This window comes from Micromonospora sp. WMMC415 (assembly GCF_009707425.1).
Taxonomy (GTDB): domain Bacteria; phylum Actinomycetota; class Actinomycetes; order Mycobacteriales; family Micromonosporaceae; genus Micromonospora.
Genome location: NZ_CP046104.1, coordinates 1,430,278 through 1,448,967, shown reverse-complemented (window position 1 = coordinate 1,448,967; position 18,690 = coordinate 1,430,278). Strand labels below are relative to the sequence as shown.

The 18,690-nt window shown below is 73.2% G+C and carries 15 protein-coding genes and 1 pseudogene; 9 read left to right on the top strand and 7 right to left on the bottom strand.

Going from position 1 to position 18,690, the window contains the following annotated elements; genetic code table 11:
- Positions 1–69: 69 nt before the first annotated feature.
- Positions 70–582, bottom strand: coding sequence for a winged helix-turn-helix domain-containing protein (locus GKC29_RS07095; protein WP_370463318.1), 513 nt, complete (start codon positions 580–582; stop codon positions 70–72).
- A gap of 207 nt (positions 583–789) precedes the next feature.
- Here GKC29_RS07095 and GKC29_RS07090 point away from each other — a divergent pair.
- Positions 790–5,161, top strand: a pseudogene (locus GKC29_RS07090) (S8 family serine peptidase).
- 494 nt (positions 5,162–5,655) lie between these two features.
- Here GKC29_RS07090 and GKC29_RS07085 read toward each other — a convergent pair.
- From GKC29_RS07085 to GKC29_RS07070, 5 genes are all read right to left on the bottom strand, one after another.
- Complete coding sequence (locus GKC29_RS07085; protein ID WP_155330059.1) at positions 5,656–5,979, bottom strand: DUF1416 domain-containing protein; 324 nt, start codon at positions 5,977–5,979, stop codon at positions 5,656–5,658.
- Positions 5,980–5,982: 3 nt separating this feature from the next.
- Positions 5,983–6,831: a sulfurtransferase gene (locus GKC29_RS07080; protein WP_155330058.1), complete on the bottom strand. Its 849-nt coding sequence runs from the start codon at positions 6,829–6,831 to the stop codon at positions 5,983–5,985.
- Between the two features lie 204 nt (positions 6,832–7,035).
- Positions 7,036–7,113, bottom strand: a complete 78-nt coding sequence (locus GKC29_RS30520; protein WP_311202345.1) for an Ms5788A family Cys-rich leader peptide — start codon at positions 7,111–7,113, stop codon at positions 7,036–7,038.
- A gap of 71 nt (positions 7,114–7,184) precedes the next feature.
- Entirely contained in the window at positions 7,185–7,970 is a 786-nt protein-coding gene (locus tag GKC29_RS07075; RefSeq protein WP_155330057.1) for a DUF2993 domain-containing protein, read from the bottom strand.
- 78 nt (positions 7,971–8,048) lie between these two features.
- On the bottom strand, positions 8,049–9,068 hold the full coding sequence (locus tag GKC29_RS07070) for a hypothetical protein (RefSeq protein ID WP_155330056.1): 1,020 nt from the start codon (positions 9,066–9,068) through the stop codon (positions 8,049–8,051).
- A 243-nt stretch (positions 9,069–9,311) separates the two neighbouring features.
- Between GKC29_RS07070 and GKC29_RS07065 the strand changes: the two genes are divergently transcribed.
- The 8 genes from GKC29_RS07065 (at position 9,312) to pstB (ending at position 17,618) form a co-directional block, all read left to right on the top strand.
- A complete protein-coding gene (locus tag GKC29_RS07065) occupies positions 9,312–10,031 on the top strand; it encodes a response regulator transcription factor (protein ID WP_196255832.1) in 720 nt (239 codons plus the stop codon).
- Between the two features lie 133 nt (positions 10,032–10,164).
- Positions 10,165–11,022: a polysaccharide deacetylase family protein gene (locus GKC29_RS07060; RefSeq protein WP_155330055.1), complete on the top strand. Its 858-nt coding sequence runs from the start codon at positions 10,165–10,167 to the stop codon at positions 11,020–11,022.
- A 134-nt stretch (positions 11,023–11,156) separates the two neighbouring features.
- On the top strand, positions 11,157–12,083 hold the full coding sequence (mshD, locus tag GKC29_RS07055) for a mycothiol synthase (protein ID WP_155330054.1): 927 nt from the start codon (positions 11,157–11,159) through the stop codon (positions 12,081–12,083).
- 3 nt (positions 12,084–12,086) lie between these two features.
- Positions 12,087–13,217: a phosphate ABC transporter substrate-binding protein PstS gene (gene pstS / locus GKC29_RS07050; RefSeq protein WP_155330053.1), complete on the top strand. Its 1,131-nt coding sequence runs from the start codon at positions 12,087–12,089 to the stop codon at positions 13,215–13,217.
- A gap of 294 nt (positions 13,218–13,511) precedes the next feature.
- Positions 13,512–14,615 (top strand): phosphate ABC transporter substrate-binding protein PstS, encoded by a 1,104-nt coding sequence (gene pstS, locus GKC29_RS07045; RefSeq protein ID WP_155330052.1) that lies wholly within the window; start codon positions 13,512–13,514, stop codon positions 14,613–14,615.
- 44 nt (positions 14,616–14,659) lie between these two features.
- Positions 14,660–15,733 (top strand): phosphate ABC transporter permease subunit PstC, encoded by a 1,074-nt coding sequence (pstC, locus tag GKC29_RS07040; RefSeq protein ID WP_155330051.1) that lies wholly within the window; start codon positions 14,660–14,662, stop codon positions 15,731–15,733.
- Positions 15,730–16,821: a phosphate ABC transporter permease PstA gene (gene pstA, locus GKC29_RS07035; protein WP_155330050.1), complete on the top strand. Its 1,092-nt coding sequence runs from the start codon at positions 15,730–15,732 to the stop codon at positions 16,819–16,821. Before pstC ends, pstA begins: the two co-directional genes overlap by 4 nt.
- Before the next feature lie 20 nt (positions 16,822–16,841).
- Entirely contained in the window at positions 16,842–17,618 is a 777-nt protein-coding gene (pstB, locus tag GKC29_RS07030) for a phosphate ABC transporter ATP-binding protein PstB (RefSeq protein WP_155334021.1), read from the top strand.
- A 95-nt stretch (positions 17,619–17,713) separates the two neighbouring features.
- Here pstB and GKC29_RS07025 read toward each other — a convergent pair whose 3' ends face one another.
- Positions 17,714–18,547, bottom strand: a complete 834-nt coding sequence (locus GKC29_RS07025) for an NUDIX domain-containing protein (RefSeq protein ID WP_155330049.1) — start codon at positions 18,545–18,547, stop codon at positions 17,714–17,716.
- Positions 18,548–18,690: the final 143 nt, after the last annotated feature.

Here is an 18,690-nt window from a genome sequence, read left to right as displayed (position 1 = left end):
CGCGATCGGCTGCGCGCCGCCCCCGGGCCGGCCCCGCGGCCGGGCGTCGTCGCCGACATCGCCACGCGGTCACCCGTCGGGGTCGCCCGGTGCGGGGACGAAGCGGTAGCCGACACCGCGCACGGTCTGCACCCGTGGGCCGTCGGGAAGCAGCCGCAGCTTGTGCCGGAGCCGCTTCATCGCCGAGTGCAGGATCGCCGTGTCGCCGAGGTACGCGCCGCGCCAGACGCAGGCGAAGAGCCGCTCGTAGCTCCAGAGCACGACCGGCGGGCTGACCAGCCGCGCCAGCAGCTCCCGTTCGATACGGGTCAGCGCCAGCGGGCACCCCCGCCAGGTGACCAGGTGCCCCGGCCCGTCGACGACCAGGTCACCGCAGGTCACCGGACTTTCCCCCGGCACCGGCACCGGCACCGGCGTCGATGTCGGCCCGGCGGGCGGCTCGGGAAAGAGCATCGCGCGCAGCTCGGCGAGGTCGGCGCAGCTCACGACCGGCCCCACCCCGTCGAGCCGGCGCAGCACGTGCTCGCGCACCGCCACGTCGGGGCTGACACAGACAACTATCGGGACTCCCCCACCGGACACGCTGCCTCCCGGCTGCCCGTGCTGACGTGAAACGCTCCCACCCGCCGACGCGTCCCGGCGGGGCTCGCGGTCAGCGTATGGCCAGAATCGCGCCCCGTCACTGACCAGGTACTGACCGAAACATTCCATTGATCGCCCTCTGTCGGCCTACGACCATGACTTCCGTGGGGCCGGAACCGCCCGGACCGCGGACGTCGGGAGGGAACAGTGTTCGTACGACCATCCACACGGTCCCGCCTGCGGCGGGTGGCCGTCACGCTCGGCGCGCTGGTGCTCGGGCTGACCGCCCAGCCCGCGCTCGCCGCGCCGCCGCCCGGCACCCCGGCCCGGGCGACCGTCGCGCCGGGGCTGCTCGACGGCCGTACCGCCACCGGTAGCACGACGTTCCTGGTGTACCTGCGGGAGACCGCCCCGCTCGCCGACACGGCGAAGCTGCGGGACGCGGACGGCCGGGCCCGCGCCGTGCACCGGCTGCTGACCGGTACCGCCGAACGCACCCAGCGCGACCTCCGCGAACTGCTGGACGGGCGCAAGGTGGAGCACACGTCGTACTGGATCGCGAACGCCCTCCGCGTCCGTGGCGACCGGGCCCTGATCGACGAGCTGGCGGGCCGGCCCGAGGTCGCCCGGATCGAACCCACCCGCAGCTACCCGCTGGTCCGGCCGACGCCGGCCACGGTCGGCCGCGCCCGGACCGCCGCCGTCGAGTGGGGTCTCACCGACATCGGCGCGCCGCGGGTGTGGGACGAGTTCGGCGACCGCGGCGAGGGCGTCGTGGTGGCGAACATCGACAGCGGCGTGCAGTACGACCATCCCGCCCTGGTGCGTTCCTACCGGGGCAACCTCGGCGGCAGCTTCGACCACGCCTACAACTGGTACGACCCGACCGGGGTGTGCCCCGGCCCGGCGCCCTGCGACAACAACGACCACGGCACCCACGTGATGGGCACGATGGTCGGCGACGACGGGGCGGGCAACCAGATCGGCGTCGCCCCGGGCGCGCGGTGGATGGCCGCGAAGGGATGCGAGGCGAACACGTGTTCGGACGCCTCGCTGCTCGCCGCCGGCCAGTGGATCCTCGCCCCGACCGACCCGGACGGGCAGAACCCGCGACCTGACCTGCGTCCGGACATCGTGAACAACTCGTGGGGCGGCGACGGGGGCGATCCCTGGTACCAGCAGACCGTCGCCGCCTGGCGGGCCGCCGGCATCTTCCCGGTCTTCTCCGCCGGCAACGACGGTCCGGCCTGTGGCAGCGCCGGCTCGCCCGGCGACCACCCGACCGCGTACGCCGTCGGGGCGTACGCGTCGAACGGCGCCATCGCCGACTTCTCCGGTCGCGGCTCCGGCACCGACCCGCTGAAGCCGAACGTCGCCGCCCCCGGGGTGGCCGTCCGCTCCAGCGTGCCCGGCGGCGGTTACGCGGCCTTCAACGGCACGTCGATGGCGGCACCGCACGTCGCCGGAGCGGCGGCCCTGGTCTGGTCGGCCGCCCCCGGCCTGCGCGGGGACGTCGCCGCCACCGAGGCGTTGCTGGACCGCACCGCCCGGGACGTCGACGCCACCACCTGCGGCGGGTCCGCCGCCGACAACAACGTTTTCGGTGAAGGGCGCCTCGACGCGTACGAGGCGGTGCGCGGCGCCCCGCGCGGGGCGGTCGGCCGGATCACCGGGCACGGTGACCTCGGCCGCTGACGGGGATCCGGTTGCCGGGGCGACCGTCGGCGACGGCACCCGCACCGTCACCACCGGCCCCGACGGCCGGTACGCCCTGACCGTGCCGGCCGGCGAGACGACCGTGACGGTCTCCGCGTACGGCTTCGCCACGCAGTCGGCCACGGTCACGGTCGCCGAGGGCGCTGCGGCCACCCGGGACTTCGCGCTGGCGGCGAGCCCGACAGTCACCCTGGGCGGCCGGGTCACCGACGGTTCCGGGCACGGCTGGCCGCTCTACGCTCGCGTCGACGTGGCCGGCCGTCCGGGCGGCCCGGTCTTCACCGACCCGGCGACCGGCCGCTGGTCGGCCACCGTGGCCGGGAACACCGGGTACCGGATCACCGTCACGGCCCGGTACCCGGGCTACCGCACCGTGACGCGGGACGTGCCGGTCGGCTACGGCTCCGCCACGGCGGACATCGCGCTGCCGGTCGACCCGGCCTGCACCGCCGCCGGCTACACCGGCAACTTCGGCCCGTCGCTGCTCACGCAGGGCTTCGACGGCACGACCGCACCGCAGGGGTGGTCGGTGGCCAACCGCACCGACAAGGGCGGCTGGGTCTTCGACGACCCCGGGGCTCGCGGCAACCTCACCGGCGGCAGCGGTGGCTTCGCGATCGTCGACAGTGACACGCTGGGCTCCGGCAACACCCAGGACACCGACCTGGTGACCCCGCCGGTGGACCTGTCCGGCGCGCCCGCGCCCGTCCTGCGCTTCCGCAGCGACTGGCGCGCGGTGGGGGTGAACGACGCCGCCGACGTGGACGTCTCCACCGACGGCGGCGCCAACTGGACCAACGTCTGGCAGCAGACGTCCAGCCGGCGCGGGCCCCGCATCGAGGAGGTGCCGCTGACCGGGGCCGGGGGCGCGTCCGACGTCCGCGTGCGGTTCCGCTTCACGGGCACGTTCGCCTGGTGGTGGCAGGTCGACGACGTCACCCTCGTCAACCGGGACTGCACGCCGGTGCCCGGCGGCCTGGTGGTCGGCAGGACGACCGACCGCAACTCCGGCACGCCGGTGAACGGGGTCTCCGTGACCAGCGTGGACCGCCCCGCCGACCGGGGCGACTCGGCCGCCACACCCGAGGACCCGACCCAGCCGGACGGCTTCTACTGGCTCTTCTCCGGCCGCACCGGGACCCACCCTCTCACCGCGACGCTGAGGCCGTACGCACCGGCCACCCGCGACGTCACGGTCGTCGCCGGCGACGTGCGGCGGGTCGACTTCGCGCTGGCCGCCGGCCGACTCACGGTCACCCCGGGGCAGGTGGAGTCCCACCAGCGGTACGGCAGCACCCGGAGCACCCGGCTCACGGTGACGAACACCGGCACCGCCCCGGCGACGGTGGAGATGCTGGAGCGGGCCGGACGGTTCGACCTGCTCAACCGGGCGGGAGCCCCGCTGCGCGAGGTCACGGTGAAGGGGATCAGCAAGGCACGCACCGGGACCGCGTACGGCGGCGCGGCGCCGGAGGTCACCCCGTCGGCGGACGAAGCCTGGACCCGGATCGCCGACCTGCCGGCGGCGGTCTTCGACAACGCGGCCGCGTGGCTCGACGGACGGGTCTACTCGGTCGGCGGTGGCAGCGGAACCGGGACCGAGCGCCTGGCCTGGGCGTACGACCCGGGCACGGCGGCCTGGACGGCGCTGCCCGACCTGCCGACCGCCCGCGCCAAGCCGGCCGTCGCGGCGGTCGGCGGCAAACTCTACGTGTTCGGTGGCTGGGGTGCCGACGAGAACACCGTCGCGTCGGTCGACGTGTTCGATCCGGGCACCGGCACCTGGAGCACGCTGGCCGGGGCGGCCAACCCGACACCGGTCGCCGCCGCCGGGACGGCGGTCGCGGGCGGCAAGGTCTACCTCGTGGGCGGCTGCACGGACGGGGCGTGCGCCGAGACCGACCGGCTGCTGGCGTTCGACCCGAAGACCGGAACCTTCACCACCGGCGCACCCTACCCGCACCCGGTCGCCTGGCTGAGCTGCGGCGGAATCGGCGCCCAGGTGTACTGCGCCGGGGGCACCGGCAGTACCGAGTACACCGACGCGTACCGGTACGACCCGGCCTCGGACGGCTGGACCCGGATCGCCGACCTGCCGCTGGAGATGTGGGCCTCGCAGTACGCGGCGGCCGGCGGGATGCTCGTGCTGGCCGGCGGCGTGACCAGCGGGTCCAGCGTGGTGACGAACCGGACGGTCGGCTACGACCCGGCGACGGGCAGCTGGCGGGACCTGCCGAACACCGGGTTCGCCCGGTACCGGGGCGCCGCCGCGTGCGGGGCGTACCGGATCGGCGGCTCGCCCACCTCGTTCGTCGGGTCGGTGCAGAGCGAGCGGCTGGGTGGCCTGGAGCTGTGCGCGGAGGAGGCGGACCTGCCCTGGCTCGGCACTTCGCCCACCAGCTTCACGCTGGCGCCGGGAGCGTCCCGCACGGTGACCGTCACGCTCACCGCGACGGCCGCCGCCGGAGTCGCGCAGCCCGGACGGTACGCGGGTGAGCTGGCGTTCGCGGCCGACGTGCCGTACCCGGTGCCACCGGTGACGGTCGAGATGAACGTGTCGCCGCCGGCGAGCTGGGGCAAGCTCCTGGGCACGGTCACCGGGGTGACCTGCGGTGGCGTGACGGTCGGCGTACCGGCGACGGTCCGGGTGAACCTGGTCGGCGGCAGCGCCGGCTACACCCTGACCGCGGACGCGTCCGGCCGGTACGCGTGGTGGCTGCCCAAGGGCCGCTACGACGTGATCGTCGCCAAGGACGGCTGGGTCCCCGAGGTACGGCGCACCCGGGTCCGGGCCGGCTTCGTCGGCACGCTCGACTTCGCCCTCGATCCCTCCTCGCCCTGCACGAGAGCGACCGGCATCTGAGGTGAGCGCCTCGTTGTACCGAGGCTCCGGCCGACCCCAGCCGGAAGAACCACTCCGGTCGCTCCTTTGGAGCTGATGCCGTCAATGCATCAACTTCGGTGCCCCGTCGACCGTCTGCTGCTTGACGACACAGGTGGATCAGCTCCAAAGGGATCCAGGCGTGAGCCATGTCCTTCGAGGTGACGGTGCGTTGCGACCGACGGCCCGCGGCTACCGGTTCCAGTCGCTGACGCTGCGTCGCCCGCCCCCGACGGCGAGTGAGCCCCTCAGGGCTTTCGGAGCCACGTCTTCGGATCGGTCACAAGACGCCCTTGCCGTGGTGACGATCGGTCACCTCGGTCAAGCGGGCGCTGCGCGACTGGCGGTCCCGGCGCTTTGTCGTCCGCCTGACCCTCCGGGCGGCCGACTCGGCTGCGGCCCACGTTCTCGCAGGAACGGCTGCGGCCCGCCGCCCCGTACGGGGTGGCGGGCCGCGAGCCGATGCAGAGCGTGGGTCAGTTGGCGACCGTGACGGCCACCTCGTTGATGCCCCGGGCGGCGGTCACGGCGGTGTCGCCGTTGCCGTGACGGGAGAGCGCCCGCAGCGTCCACGTGCCGGGGGCGGCGAAGAAGCGGAACTGCCCGGCCGGTGAGGTGACCACCTCGGCGGTGAACTCACCGGTGGAGTCGAGCAGCCGGACGTACGCGCCCGGCACCGATTCGCCCTCGGTGGAGCGGACGACGCCGGCGATGACGGTCTCCTTCTCCAGGTCGAGGCTGGCGGGCAGCGGTGCGGCCTGGTCCGGTGCGGCGCAACCGGCGGCGGTGGGTGCGGTCATGACTCAGGCCTCCCCCGGCTCGTCACCGAGCGCGACCGGCACGCCGACCAGCGAGCCGTACTCGGTCCAGGAACCGTCGTAGTTCTTCACGTTGCGGTGGCCGAGCAGCTCCTGGAGCACGAACCAGGTGTGCGAGGAGCGCTCGCCGATCCGGCAGTACGCGATGGTCTCCCTGCTGTCGTCCAGCCCGGCCTCGGCGTAGATCCTGCGCAGCTCGTCGTCGGACTTGAAGGTGCCGTCCTCGTTGGCCGCCTTCGACCACGGAACGCTGATCGCGGTCGGGACGTGGCCGGCGCGCTGCGCCTGCTCCTGCGGCAGGTGCGCGGGGGCGAGGAGACGGCCCGCGTACTCGTCGGGGCTGCGCACGTCGACCAGGTTCTTGGCGCCGATGGCGGCGACCACCTCGTCGCGGAAGGCCCGGATGCTGTTGTCCGGCTCCTGGGCCGCGTACTGGGTCGCCGGACGGGTCACCGCGTCCTTGACCAGCGGGCGGGCGTCCAGCTCCCACTTCTTGCGGCCGCCGTCGAGCAGCTTGACGTCCCCGTGGCCGTAGAGCTTGAAGTACCAGTACGCGTACGCGGCGAACCAGTTGTTGTTGCCGCCGTAGAGGATGACGGTGTCGTCGTTGGCGATGCCCCGCTCCGAGAGGAGCGCCTCGAACTGGGACCTGTTGACGAAGTCCCGGCGGACCGGGTCCTGCAGGTCGGTCTTCCAGTCGAGCTTGATCGCGCCGGGCAGGTGGCCGGTGTCGTAGGCCGAGGTGTCCTCGTCGACCTCGACGAAGACGACGCCCGGGGCGTCGAGGTTCTTCTCGGCCCAGTCGGCCGAGACGAGTGCGGTGTCGCGACTCATCAGATCACTCCCTGGTGAAGATGGACGGTGAACCAGCACGAGGCATCGAAAGATGTGAGGATCGCACCGCGCGCGGAATCCACCGTATGGACGGATCACGGGTTCGTGCGACGGCGCCGCTGCCGGGCGTTGAAAGTGAGCACGGGAGAAGAAAGAAGCTCCTGCGTGCCGTTGGCCGCTAGGCAGCCGAGGACAGCCCCGCCGTCAGATGACGGGGCGACACAGGCAGGTGGCCACGCGGCACAGGTCGACCGCGCGCCGTTTGGTGAGGAGCGTCCCCATGGCCAGGGAGCCTACCAGCGATCCCCGGTGACGCCAGCGGACGGACCAGCATCCGGGACGCGCCCGGACGGTCAGCCCACCGCGTTGATCGGCACGTTGCTCGCGTCCGCGGTCACCTGGAGCCCCTCGGGCAGCGGACGGACCTCGCGGACCGCGAGCTGGAACGGCAACTCCGGCAGGGGCACGTCGATCGAGATGCTCTGCGCGTAGTTGTTGAGCAGCGTGCGCGCCAACGGCACGTTGGGCAGCCCCTCGGCGGTCAGGTTGTTGAACCGCAGGGCCACCGCTCCCTGCTCGCTGACCGTGATGTCGGCGGTGCCGGTGACGGTCAGCCGCTGCCCGAGGATGTCCACCGGGGCGGTCACCGCGAGCCGGCCGCCCTGCTCGCCCAGCCGCAGCCCGTCACGGTCGAGCAGCGCCGTCAGGCTGTCGTAGCTGATGATGCCGGTGCCGTTGACGGTCTCGGCGACCACGTCACCCTGCCCGGACCGGATAGTGTCCAGCGAGGCGGCCACGTTGCGGGCGTCCACGTCGAGCGTCGGCAGCGCGACCGCGTCGCCCTGCACCGAGCCGCGCACCTCGCGCAGCCCGATGGAGATGCGTTCGTACCGGCCGTCGAGCACCTGGGTGAGGAACGGGAAGCCGCCGATCTCGACCTCCGGCGGGGACGACTGGGCGTCCTGCTTGGCGATCTCCTGCCGCATCTGGTCGGCGATCGCGCGCTCGGCCACCCCGGCCGCCACCCGGTCGGCCACGACCAGCAGGCCGGCCAGGACCAGCAGCAGGACGAGGAGGACGACGAGTGCGCGGCGCCCCCGCCGCCGGGGCCGCTCCTGGTACGCGTACTCGTCGGTCACGCCGCCTCCTGTCGTCCTCACCGTTGCCGCGTCGCGGCGCCCCGGTGGTACCCGAACGGTCGAATTCTCAATCTCCGGTCAGAGCACGAGCTTGCACAGGGCGTACGCGGCCGGGGCGGCGAGGGCGAAGCCGGCGAGGGGGCCCTGCATGTGCCGGGCCACCCACATGGTGGGCTGCTCGCCGGCCATCAGGCGGCCCGCCTCCGCGTACCCGACCGCCAGGTCGGCGAGGACGGCCGCGACGGCCGCGACCAGGCCCATGATCGCGGCCCGGGTCGGGGTGAACGGGGTCACCAGGTAGCTGCCGAGGAGCGCGCTGACGAGCGTGCCGACCATGGCGCCGCCGACCACGCCGGCCGCGCCCCGGGGGACCTGGGGGGCCAGTCGGGGCCAGGCGGCGAACGCGTCGGTGGCCCGGGCGACGGTGAGCGCGACGCCGGCGGCGGTGAGGCAGACCGTGATGGCCTGGGTCCCCGCCGGGATCCGGCTGAGCACGATCAGCGTGCCGAACGCCACAACGCCGGCCACGATCAGCGCGGTACCCCGGAGCGAGTCGGTGACCCGCACCCGGTCGACGCGGCGGACGAGCTGGCCGAGTACGGCGGCCACCAGCCCCGCCAGGAGGATCTGCACCAGGGGCATGAGCCGGGCGACGTCGGTCCGCACGGCAACCGTGTCGGCCGCGACCGCCGCGACGGCGCTGACCGCGGCGACCACCGCCAGCGCGGGCGGCCGCGCCGCCATCGTCCAGGCCAGCACCGAGAGCAGTTGGACGCTGAGGACGACGATCGTGAACGGCAGCCGGTGACCGGGCCCCGAGGTCTGCGCCGCCAGCACCAGACCGGCTCCGAGCAGGGCGGCGAAGCCGGCGACGCTCAGCGCGAGCGGCCGCCGCACCTCGACGGGCGGGGTGACCTCCTCGGCCTTCTCGTCCCCTGGTTCGATGGCGGGTCGGCGCGCCGGCTCCCCGTCGCGCCGGGCCCGGCGGGGGCCACCGCGTTCCGCCCGCTCCTGGTCGTCGCCCGCGCGCGGCGGGCCGCCCGGGGGCTGGTCGGGCCACGGGTCACGGCCGGTGTCCGGCGTGCTGGAGGGAAACACCCACCGATCGTGCCAGACCCGGCCCCGGCCACGGGGGTCACGGTTTCGGCGAGGTTAAAAGCTGTGGCGCGATCAAGGGCACATCGGGCAAACGGGAAATGGCGCGGAGGTCCAGCCGGGGCGATCGGTTACGCTCAAGCCGTTACCCCGCCCGTCAGCGACGCCGGGACCACGCAAGTTCTCAGCGCCACCCGCGAGGAGTGTGCCGCTGGTCGCGCGCGGCCGAGGGCCGCCGGGACGGAGGTGATCGTGGAGATCCTGCTGCTGGTGACCGCGCGAGCAGGCGAACCGTCCGCTGTGCTGCCGGCGCTCGACCTGCTGCCCCACTCGGTCCGCACCGCGCCGCGCGACGTCCGCACGCTGGTCGCCGGCCCCAGCCCCGACGCGGTGCTGGTCGACGCCCGCTCCGAGCTGAGCGAGGCCCGCGCCACCTGCCGGATGCTGCACGCCACCGGGCTCGGCGTGCCACTGGTCGCCGTGGTCACCGAGGCCGGGCTGATCGCCCTCAACGCGGACTGGGGCGTCGACGACGTCATCCTCGCCGCGGCGGGTCCGGCCGAGGTCGAGGCCCGGCTGCGCCTGGCGGTGGGCCGGCTGAGCAACGCGACCGCCGGCGCCGGTGGCTCGATCCGGGCGGGCGAGCTCACGATCGACCCCGACACGTACGCCGCGAAGCTGAAGGGCCGGCCGCTCGACCTCACGTACAAGGAGTTCGAGCTGCTGAAGTTCCTGGCGCAGCACCCGGGCCGGGTCTTCACGCGCGACCAGCTGCTGCGCGAGGTCTGGGGCTACGACTACTTCGGCGGCACCCGCACGGTGGACGTGCACGTCCGTCGGCTGCGGGCCAAGCTCGGCTCGGAGTACGAGTCGATGATCGGCACGGTCCGCCAGGTCGGTTACAAGTTCGTCGTCCCGCCGTCGCGGTCGCTGCCGGAGAGCGAGCACGCGCCACTGCCGGTCTGAGCCCCATTCGAGTATTCGCCCCTTTTGCGCGGATAGCTCACTTTATTCTGACTGCCAGGTTTGGCCAGTCAGAGGGGGCGGCGGTGCGCGAATTGACCACGGGGGCGACGGTTCGTCACAGGCGGGCTGACTGATGCGGCTCTCCCCGGCCGCCCGCAGCCTCGGCATCGTGCTGCTGGTGCTGACCGCGCTGCTCGGTTCGGCGTACGCGATCGCCCGCAGCCTCGTGCCGGACGGACTGCGATCCGGCGTCACCACCAGCGCCACCGGTCCGCACTACGGCGACCAGCCGCCCCCGTCCGGGGAGACCGGCACCCGCCCGTCGCGGTCGGGTGACCCCGCCGGCCCGCGGAAGGACACCGGCGAACCGGAGATCGTCGACGGCATCCGCACGTACGGCGCCCGCAGCACGACCGGCACGTCCACGGTGGCGCTGACCTTCGACGACGGGCCGGACCCCCGCTACACCCCGCAGGTCCTCGCGATCCTGCGGGACTTCAACGTCACCGCGACGTTCTGCGTGGTCGGCGAGAACGCGAGCAACCACCCCGACCTGATCCAGGCGATCGTGGCCGACGGCCACACGCTGTGCAACCACACCTGGAACCACGACGTCACGCTCGGTGCCCGGTCGCCGGATCGGATCCGGGCCGACCTGCTCCGGACGACCGAGGCGATCCGGGCGGCGGCGCCGGACGCGCCGATCGCCTACTACCGGCAGCCCGGCGGCGCCTGGACGTACCCGGTGGTCTCGGTGGCACAGGAACTCGGCATGATCCCGCTGCACTGGACGGTCGACCCGGCCGACTGGCGCGTGCCCGGCGCGGGCCACATCGCGTCGACGGTGACCACCGGCGTGGAGCCGGGTGCGGTCGTGCTGCTGCACGACGCCGGCGGCGACCGGCAGGGCACAGTGGACGCGCTGTACCGGATCCTGCCGGACCTCACCAGCCGGTTCCAGGTGGCGGCCCTGCCCCCCGACCCGACATGACGATGCTGCCCACGAGCGCGGGCGACGGTGCCGGGACCGCGTGGCCGGAATCGGCGGCCACCCCGGCGGCGCGACGGCTGCGGATGCCGCCCGGTCCACCGGAGCCGGCCCGGGGGACGGGCTACGGTGACCCGGTGAGCAGCCCCGAACCCGCCCGCGACCGGGTGTACCGGACCGACCGACTCGACCCGACGGAGATCGCCGACGTGCTGGCCCTCGCCCGCGCCGCCGGGGACGCCGACGGCGCGGACCCGCTCGACGAGCACGTCCTGCTCCGGCTCCGGGACGGGCGGGCGCCGGCCGCGCACCTCACGGCCCGCGCCGACGACGGCACCATCACCGGGTACGCACACCTGGACATCACCGACCCGGCGGCGGGCATCGGCGTGGAGATGGTGGTCCATCCCGCCCACCGCCGGCGTGGCACCGGACGTGCCCTGGCCCGCGGCGTGGTGACGGCGGCGACCGGGCCGCTGCGCGCCTGGGCGCACGGCGACCACCCCTCGGCCGCCGCCCTCGCGGTAGATCTGGGCTTCGCGCGGGCCCGGGTGCTGTGGCAACTGCGCCGGCCGCTCACCGCCCCGGTTCCCGAGCCGCGCCTGCCCGACGGGGTGACGCTGCGCGCGTACCGGCCGGGCGCCGACGACGACGCCTGGCTGGCGCTCAACGCGCGGGCCTTCGCCGACCACCCCGAGCAGGGCCGTTGGACCGCCGCCGACCTGCGGGTACGCCTCGACGAGCCGTGGTTCGACCCGGCCGGTTTCCTGCTCGCCGTGGCCGAGCCGACGGGTGAGTTGCTCGGCTTCCACTGGACGAAGGTCCACGAGCGGCCCGGCTCGGCCCCGATCGGCGAGGTGTACGTGCTGGGTGTCGACCCGGGCGCCCACGGCGGCGGGCTCGGCAAGGCGCTGACCGCGGCCGGCCTCGCGTACCTGCGGGACCGGCGCGGCCTGGACCGGGTGATGCTCTACGTCGACGAGTCCAACACCGCGGCGGTGGCCCTGTACGAGCGGCTCGGCTTCGCCCGCTGGTCCGCGCACGTCAACTACCACCTGGGCTGAGTCGTGGGCGGCCGGCGGGCGAGTGGCTCCGGGGGCCGTCCGTCCACCGGCCGCCGACGCCGGTGGCGCCCGGCCCCGGCCGCAGCGGCCCTGGCCCAGGCCGGGGCGTGCCTCGCGCTGCTGCTCGCCGGGTGCGCGCCGGCCCGGCCGGACGGCCCGGTGCCCGAGGTGTTCTGCGCCGCCGGCACCCTCGACGCCCAGGGCTCCTCCGCGCAGCGCAACGCCATGGAGCGGTGGATCCGCGCGTACCAGCGGTCGTGTCCCGGCTCGACCATCAACTACGAGCCGTCCGGCTCGGGCGCGGGCATCAAGGCACTGGTCGCCGGCATGGCGGACTTCGCCGGCAGCGAGTCGTTGCTCGACGCGAAGGAGCAGGTCCAGGCCGACGCACAGTGTTCGGGCGGTCGGGTGGTCAGCCTGCCGATGGTGATCGGCCCGGTGGCCGTCGCCTACCGGGTCGGCGGCCTACCGGAGCTGCGGCTGAGTCCGGCTCTCCTCGCCCGGATCTTCGCGGGCGGGATCGAGCGGTGGGACGATCCGGCGATCCGCGCGGACAACCCGGGAGTGCAACTGCCCCCGACTCCGGTCCACGCCGTCCACCGGGCGGACGAGTCCGGCACCACGGAGACGTTCACCGCCTTCCTGTCGGAGGCGGCTCCGGCGGAGTGGACGCTCGGCTCCGACCGGGAGTGGCCGGCGTCGGGCGGTGTCGGCGCCGAGGGGTCGGAGCGGCTGGCCGAGGCGGTCCAGGACACCGACGGCGCGATCGGCTACCTGGAGTTGTCGTACGCCCGGACGGAGGGCCTGGCGGTGGCGCGGATCCGCAACGCGTCCGGCGGGTTCGTAGCCCCGTCGGCGCAGGCCGCCGTGCAGGCCGTCCCCGAGCCGGCCGGCGACCTGCGGGTCGACGTCGACACCGGAACGCGGGCCGCCGGGGCGTACCCGATCGTGCTGGTGACGTACGAGTTCGTCTGCGACCGCGGGCTGGCCGCCGACGAGGTGCCGCTGGTGCGTGGCTTCCTGGGGTGGGCGGCCAGCGCGGAGGGGCAGCGGCTCATCACGGAGCTGGGCTACGCGGCGCTGCCGGAGCCGCTGCGCCGACGGGTGGCCGCCGAGGTGGCCCGGATCTCGTGACCCGGGCCGTCACCCCGCATCACCGCCGGATAACGGCCACGACTCCGCGCGGTAACGGACTGCCGGAAAAATGCTCATACTTCCGACAGTGGCAGCCCAGTTCACTAAACGGACAACTCACCCTCAGCGACCGGCCACCACGAGGGTCGCACGTGTTCACCTTCCGTTCACTTGTGACCGGCGAACCAGTCACCTGGCACTCCTAGCTTTTGGGCCATGCCGGTCAGCGTGCCGGCTCCCCGGCCCCCAACCCGGGGCCGCCAAGCCAGTCAGACGTGAAGGGAAACCCCTCAGGTGAAGCTCCAGCGGCACGGCACTCTCGCCTGCCTCGCTCTTACCGCGACGCTCGCTCTCAGTGCATGCGGCTCGGACAACAACGAGCCTGCCAACCCGTCGGCCTCCGGGTCGTCCGCCGCGGCCGACTGCGCCACCGGCACGCTGAACGCCCAGGGCTCCTCGGCGCAGAAGAACGCCGTGTCCGAGTGGATCAAGGCGTACCAGCAGAAGTGCCAGGGCACCACGATCAACTACGAGCCCTCCGGCTCCGGCGCCGGGATCGAGGCCTTCATCGCCGGCACCGCCGACTTCGCCGGCTCGGACTCGGCGTTGAAGGAGGACCAGCAGCCCAAGGCCGACGCCCGCTGCGCCACCGGCAAGGCGATCAACCTGCCGATGGTGATCGGCCCGGTCGCCGTCGCCCACAACGTCAGCGGTGTGGACAACCTCCAGCTGAAGCCGGCCACCCTGGCCAAGATCTTCGCTGGCAAGATCACCAAGTGGGACGACGCGGCCATCAAGGCGGACAACCCGGACGCCAAGCTGCCGGCCACCACCATCCAGACCGTGCACCGGTCGGACTCGTCCGGCACCACCGACAACTTCACCGACTTCCTCTCCAAGACCGCCGAGGCCGACTGGACCTTCGGCAAGGCCAAGGAGTGGAAGGCCCCGGGCGGCACCGGCGCCAAGGGCTCGGACGGCGTGGCCAGCGCGGTCAAGCAGGCCGACGGCGCCATCGGCTACATGGAGTGGTCGTTCGCCGAGAACGCCAGCCTGGGCATCGCCAAGATCGGTAACGGCGCCGGCGAGTTCGCCGAGCTGACCGCGGAGGCGGCCGGCAAGACCATCCAGGGCGCCGCGGTCGAGGGCCAGGGCAACGACCTCAAGATGAAGATCGACTACAACACCAAGGAGGCCGGGGCGTACCCGATCGTCCTGGTGACGTACGAGATCGTCTGCGAGAAGGGCCACGCCGCCGACAAGCTCCCGCTGATCAAGGGCTTCCTCGGCTACGCGGCCAGCACCGAGGGCCAGTCGGAGCTGACCGAGCTGGGCTACGCCCCGCTGCCGGACAGCGTCCGCACCAAGGTCGAGACCGCGGTCAAGAGCCTCTCCTGACCTGACCGACACCACCACGTATCTCAATCGGAGCGAGCGAGCTGATGGGTGACATCCCTCCCCGCTCGGCCAACGCCGGCACCGGCGGAACCACTCACGGGTGGTCCGCCGGTGCCTCGGCGCGTGTGGCCGAGGCACCACTTCGCACCCCGGACGGGCCGGGGCTGGGTGGCGGCGGCGCCTTGCCGCGTGCCCGCAGGTTCGGCGCCGAGCGGGCCTTCCGCGGTCTCACCGTGGCCGCCGGGACCGCCGTGCTCGTCATCATCGCGGCGATCGCGGTCTTCCTGATCGCCAAGGCCGTGCCGGCCCTGCAGGCGAACACCGAGAACTTCTGGACGTTCGAGGGCTGGTTCCCCAACGACCCCGAGCCGAAGTTCGGCATCGGCGCGCTCGCCTTCGGCACCGTGCTCAGCTCCGCACTCGCACTGCTCATCGCGGTGCCGATCGCCCTGGGCATCGCGCTCTACCTCTCGCACTACGCGCCGCGCCGGGTGGGCACCACCCTCGGCTTCCTGATCGACCTGCTGGCGGCCGTGCCCAGCGTCGTCTTCGGCCTCTGGGGTCGCGAGGTGTTCATCAACCCGGTTCGCGACTTCTCGGTCTGGCTGAACGAATACTTCAGCTGGATCCCGCTCTTCGGGGGCGACGGGCCGTTCGGGCGGTCGATCCTGCTCGGCGCCCTGGTGCTGGCCATCATGGTGTTGCCGATCATCACGTCGCTCTCGCGCGAGGTGTTCCTTCAGACGCCGACGGCCAACGAGGAGGCCGCCCTCGCGCTGGGCGCCACCCGCTGGGAGATGCTGCGCACCGCAGTGCTCCCCTACGGCCGCCCCGGCATCATCGCCGCGGTGATGCTCGGCCTCGGCCGCGCGCTGGGCGAGACGATCGCCCTCGCGTTGACCCTCGGCATCACCTTCGGCATCTCGTTCAACCTGATCGAGAACGGCGGCAACACGATCGCCGCCAACATCGCCAACGCGTTCGGCGAGGCGAACGAGACGGGTCGGGGCGCGCTGATCGCCTCCGGTCTGGTCCTCTTCGCCATCACGCTGATCGTCAACATCACCGCGCGGGCGATCATCTACCGCCGCCGGGAGTTCACGGAGTCGGCCGCATGACCACCACCGTCACCTCGCACCGCACCCGCCCGCCGGCCCAGCCGCCGACGCTGCGCGCCCGCCGGCTGCCGAAGTACGCGGCACCGGTCATCGCACTCGCCGCGCTGCTGGTCTCGGCCGCGCTCGTGTACGGCACCGGCATCGGCGGCCCGGTCCTCGTGGTCGTGGTCGGCGCGCTGCTGTACCTGGCCGGGCTCTTCGCCGCGGCGAACGCCGTCGAGGGTCGCCGGTCGGCCCGCAACCGCGCCTGGAGCGCCCTGATCCACTCGGCGTTCGTGCTGGCGGTGCTGCCGCTGGCCTCGGTGGTCTGGACGCTGGTCAGCAAGGGTCTGGAGCGGTTCGACGCCAACTTCTTCCTCACCTCGATGAACAACATCGGGGCGCGGGACCCGGAGGGCGGCGCGTACCACGCCATCGTCGGCACCCTGATCCAGGTCGGTATCGCCACCCTGATCACCGTGCCGCTCGGCATCCTCTGCGCGATCTACGTGGTCGAGTACGGCCGTGGCAAGTTCGCCTTCGCGATCCGGTTCTTCGTCGACGTCATGACCGGCATCCCGTCCATCGTCGCCGGCCTGTTCATCCTGGCGTTCTGGGTGCTGATCGTCTCGCCGTACTTCAGCTCCACCGGGCGGCCGGGATTCTCCGGCTTCGCCGCCGCGCTGGCACTGAGCGTGCTGATGCTGCCGACCGTGGTCCGCTCCACGGAGGAGATGCTGCGCCTGGTCCCCGCGCCGCTGCGCGAGGGCGCGTACGCCCTGGGCGTACCGAAGTGGAAGACGATCCTGCGGATCGTCCTGCCGACCGCGCTGCCGGGCATCGTCACCGGCGTCATGCTCGCCATCGCCCGCGCGGCCGGCGAGACGGCCCCGGTGCTGCTCGTCGCCGGCGGCGGCGCGGCGATCAACTTCAACCCGTTCGAGAACAACCAGTCGTCGCTGGCCCTCTTCGTCTACCAGCAGGCCGGTGACGCGTCCCGGTACGCGCCGGCACGGGCGTGGACCGCGGCACTCACCCTGGTCGCCCTCGTGCTGATCCTGACGATCGCGGCGAAGTTGCTGGCCCGCCGTAACCGGCTCAGCCGATGAACCCCGGAGGTACCACCACCATGGCGAAGCGCATCGAAGCCTCGAAGGTCACCGCGTACTACGGCGGTTTCAAGGCGATCGAGGACATCAGCCTGACCGTCGAGCCGAAGACGGTCACCGCCCTCATCGGGCCGTCCGGCTGCGGCAAGTCCACCTTCCTGCGGTCCATCAACCGGATGCACGAGGTGCTCCCCGGCGCCCGCGTCGAGGGCAGCCTGACCATCGACGGCCAGGACGTCTACGACCGCGACGTGGACGTCACCGCCGTCCGCCGCATGATCGGCATGGTCTTCCAGCGCCCCAACCCGTTCCCGACCATGAGCATCTACGAGAACGTCGTGGCCGGCCTGCGCCTCAACGGCGTGCGCCGCAAGTCGATCCTGGACGAGGCGGCCGAGAGGGCGCTCCGCTCGGCGAACCTGTGGGACGAAGTGAAGGACCGGCTCGGCAAGCCCGGCGCCGGCCTCTCCGGCGGTCAGCAGCAGCGGCTCTGCATCGCCCGCACCATCGCGGTCGAGCCGCAGGTCGTGCTGATGGACGAGCCCTGCTCCGCGCTCGACCCGATCTCGACGCTGGCCATCGAGGACCTGATGTTCCAGCTCAAGGACAAGTTCACGATCATCATCGTCACGCACAACATGCAGCAGGCCGCGCGGGTGTCGGACCGGACCGCGTTCTTCTCCATCGAGAAGACCGGTGACCCGGGCCGCCTCATCGAGTACGACAACACGCAGAAGATCTTCAGCAATCCGAGCGTGAAGAAGACCGAGGACTACATCACCGGCCGCTTCGGCTGAGCCGCACTGCCGGTCACCACGACCCGCACGCAGATCCACGGAAAGAGTGGCCGTTCCCGCGAGGAACGGCCACTCTTTCGCCGTTCGAGGCCCGCTCAGCCGAGAACGAAGCGGGCCTCGCCGTCGGGGCGGACGTCGAGGTGGGGAGTGACCGGGGTGGCGGGGTCGCGGGTGGCCGAGGCCGCCACGACGCCGTCGAGGTCCCCGCACGCCGCGACCTGGCCGAGGGTGACCAGCGTGGGCGGGAGCATCGTCAACTCGCCGTCCCCGGCCCGGTCGCAGGCGTCCGCCGGTCGGATCCACAGCGTCCGGTCGGCCTCCCCGGAGACGTGCCGCGTCCGCTGCCCCGTTGGGAGCAGGGCGACGAAGAAGTACGTGTCGAAGCGGCGCGGCTCGAACTCGGGTGTGATCCACCGGCTCCACGGCAGCAGCAGGTCCGACCGGAGGGTGAGCCCGCGTTCGGCGAGCAGGTCGGCGAAGCCCACCTGCCGCCCCTCCAGGGCGACCCGGGCCGCCTCCCAGTCGTCCCCCGAGACGTCACCCACCACGGTGTCGCCGTCGGGGCCGGCGAGCAGGACGCCCGCCTCCTCGAAGACCTCCCGGGCGGCGGCGCACACCACCGCCTGCGCGGCCTCCGGGCTCAGGCCGAGCCGGGCTCCCCACTCGGCCGGGGCCGGCCCGGCCCAGCCCACGTGGGCCTGCGAGTCCGAGGGGTCGACCCCGCCGCCGGGGAAGGCGTACATGCCGCCGAAGGCCATCGCGGCGACCCGGCGGATCAGGTACACCTCGAAGCCGGCTGCGGCCGGCCGGAGCAGCAGCACGGTGGCCGCCACCCTGGGCACCGCCGGGGTGCCGCCCTCCGCGTGGAACCGGCGGGCGTGCTCCACGAGCGCCGGCGGTGCGGGGAAGCCGTCGGGGTCGATCGTCATGCGGCGAGCCTAGGGCATGTCCCGGAAGCGCTCACCGGCCTGCGTCGGGCCCGCCCGGCAGGGCCGGCACCGCCCCGGCACGACCTGGTTCCCGGCTGCCGGAACGGCCGTCAGCCGCTCGGCGGGTCTTCGCTAGCGTGGCC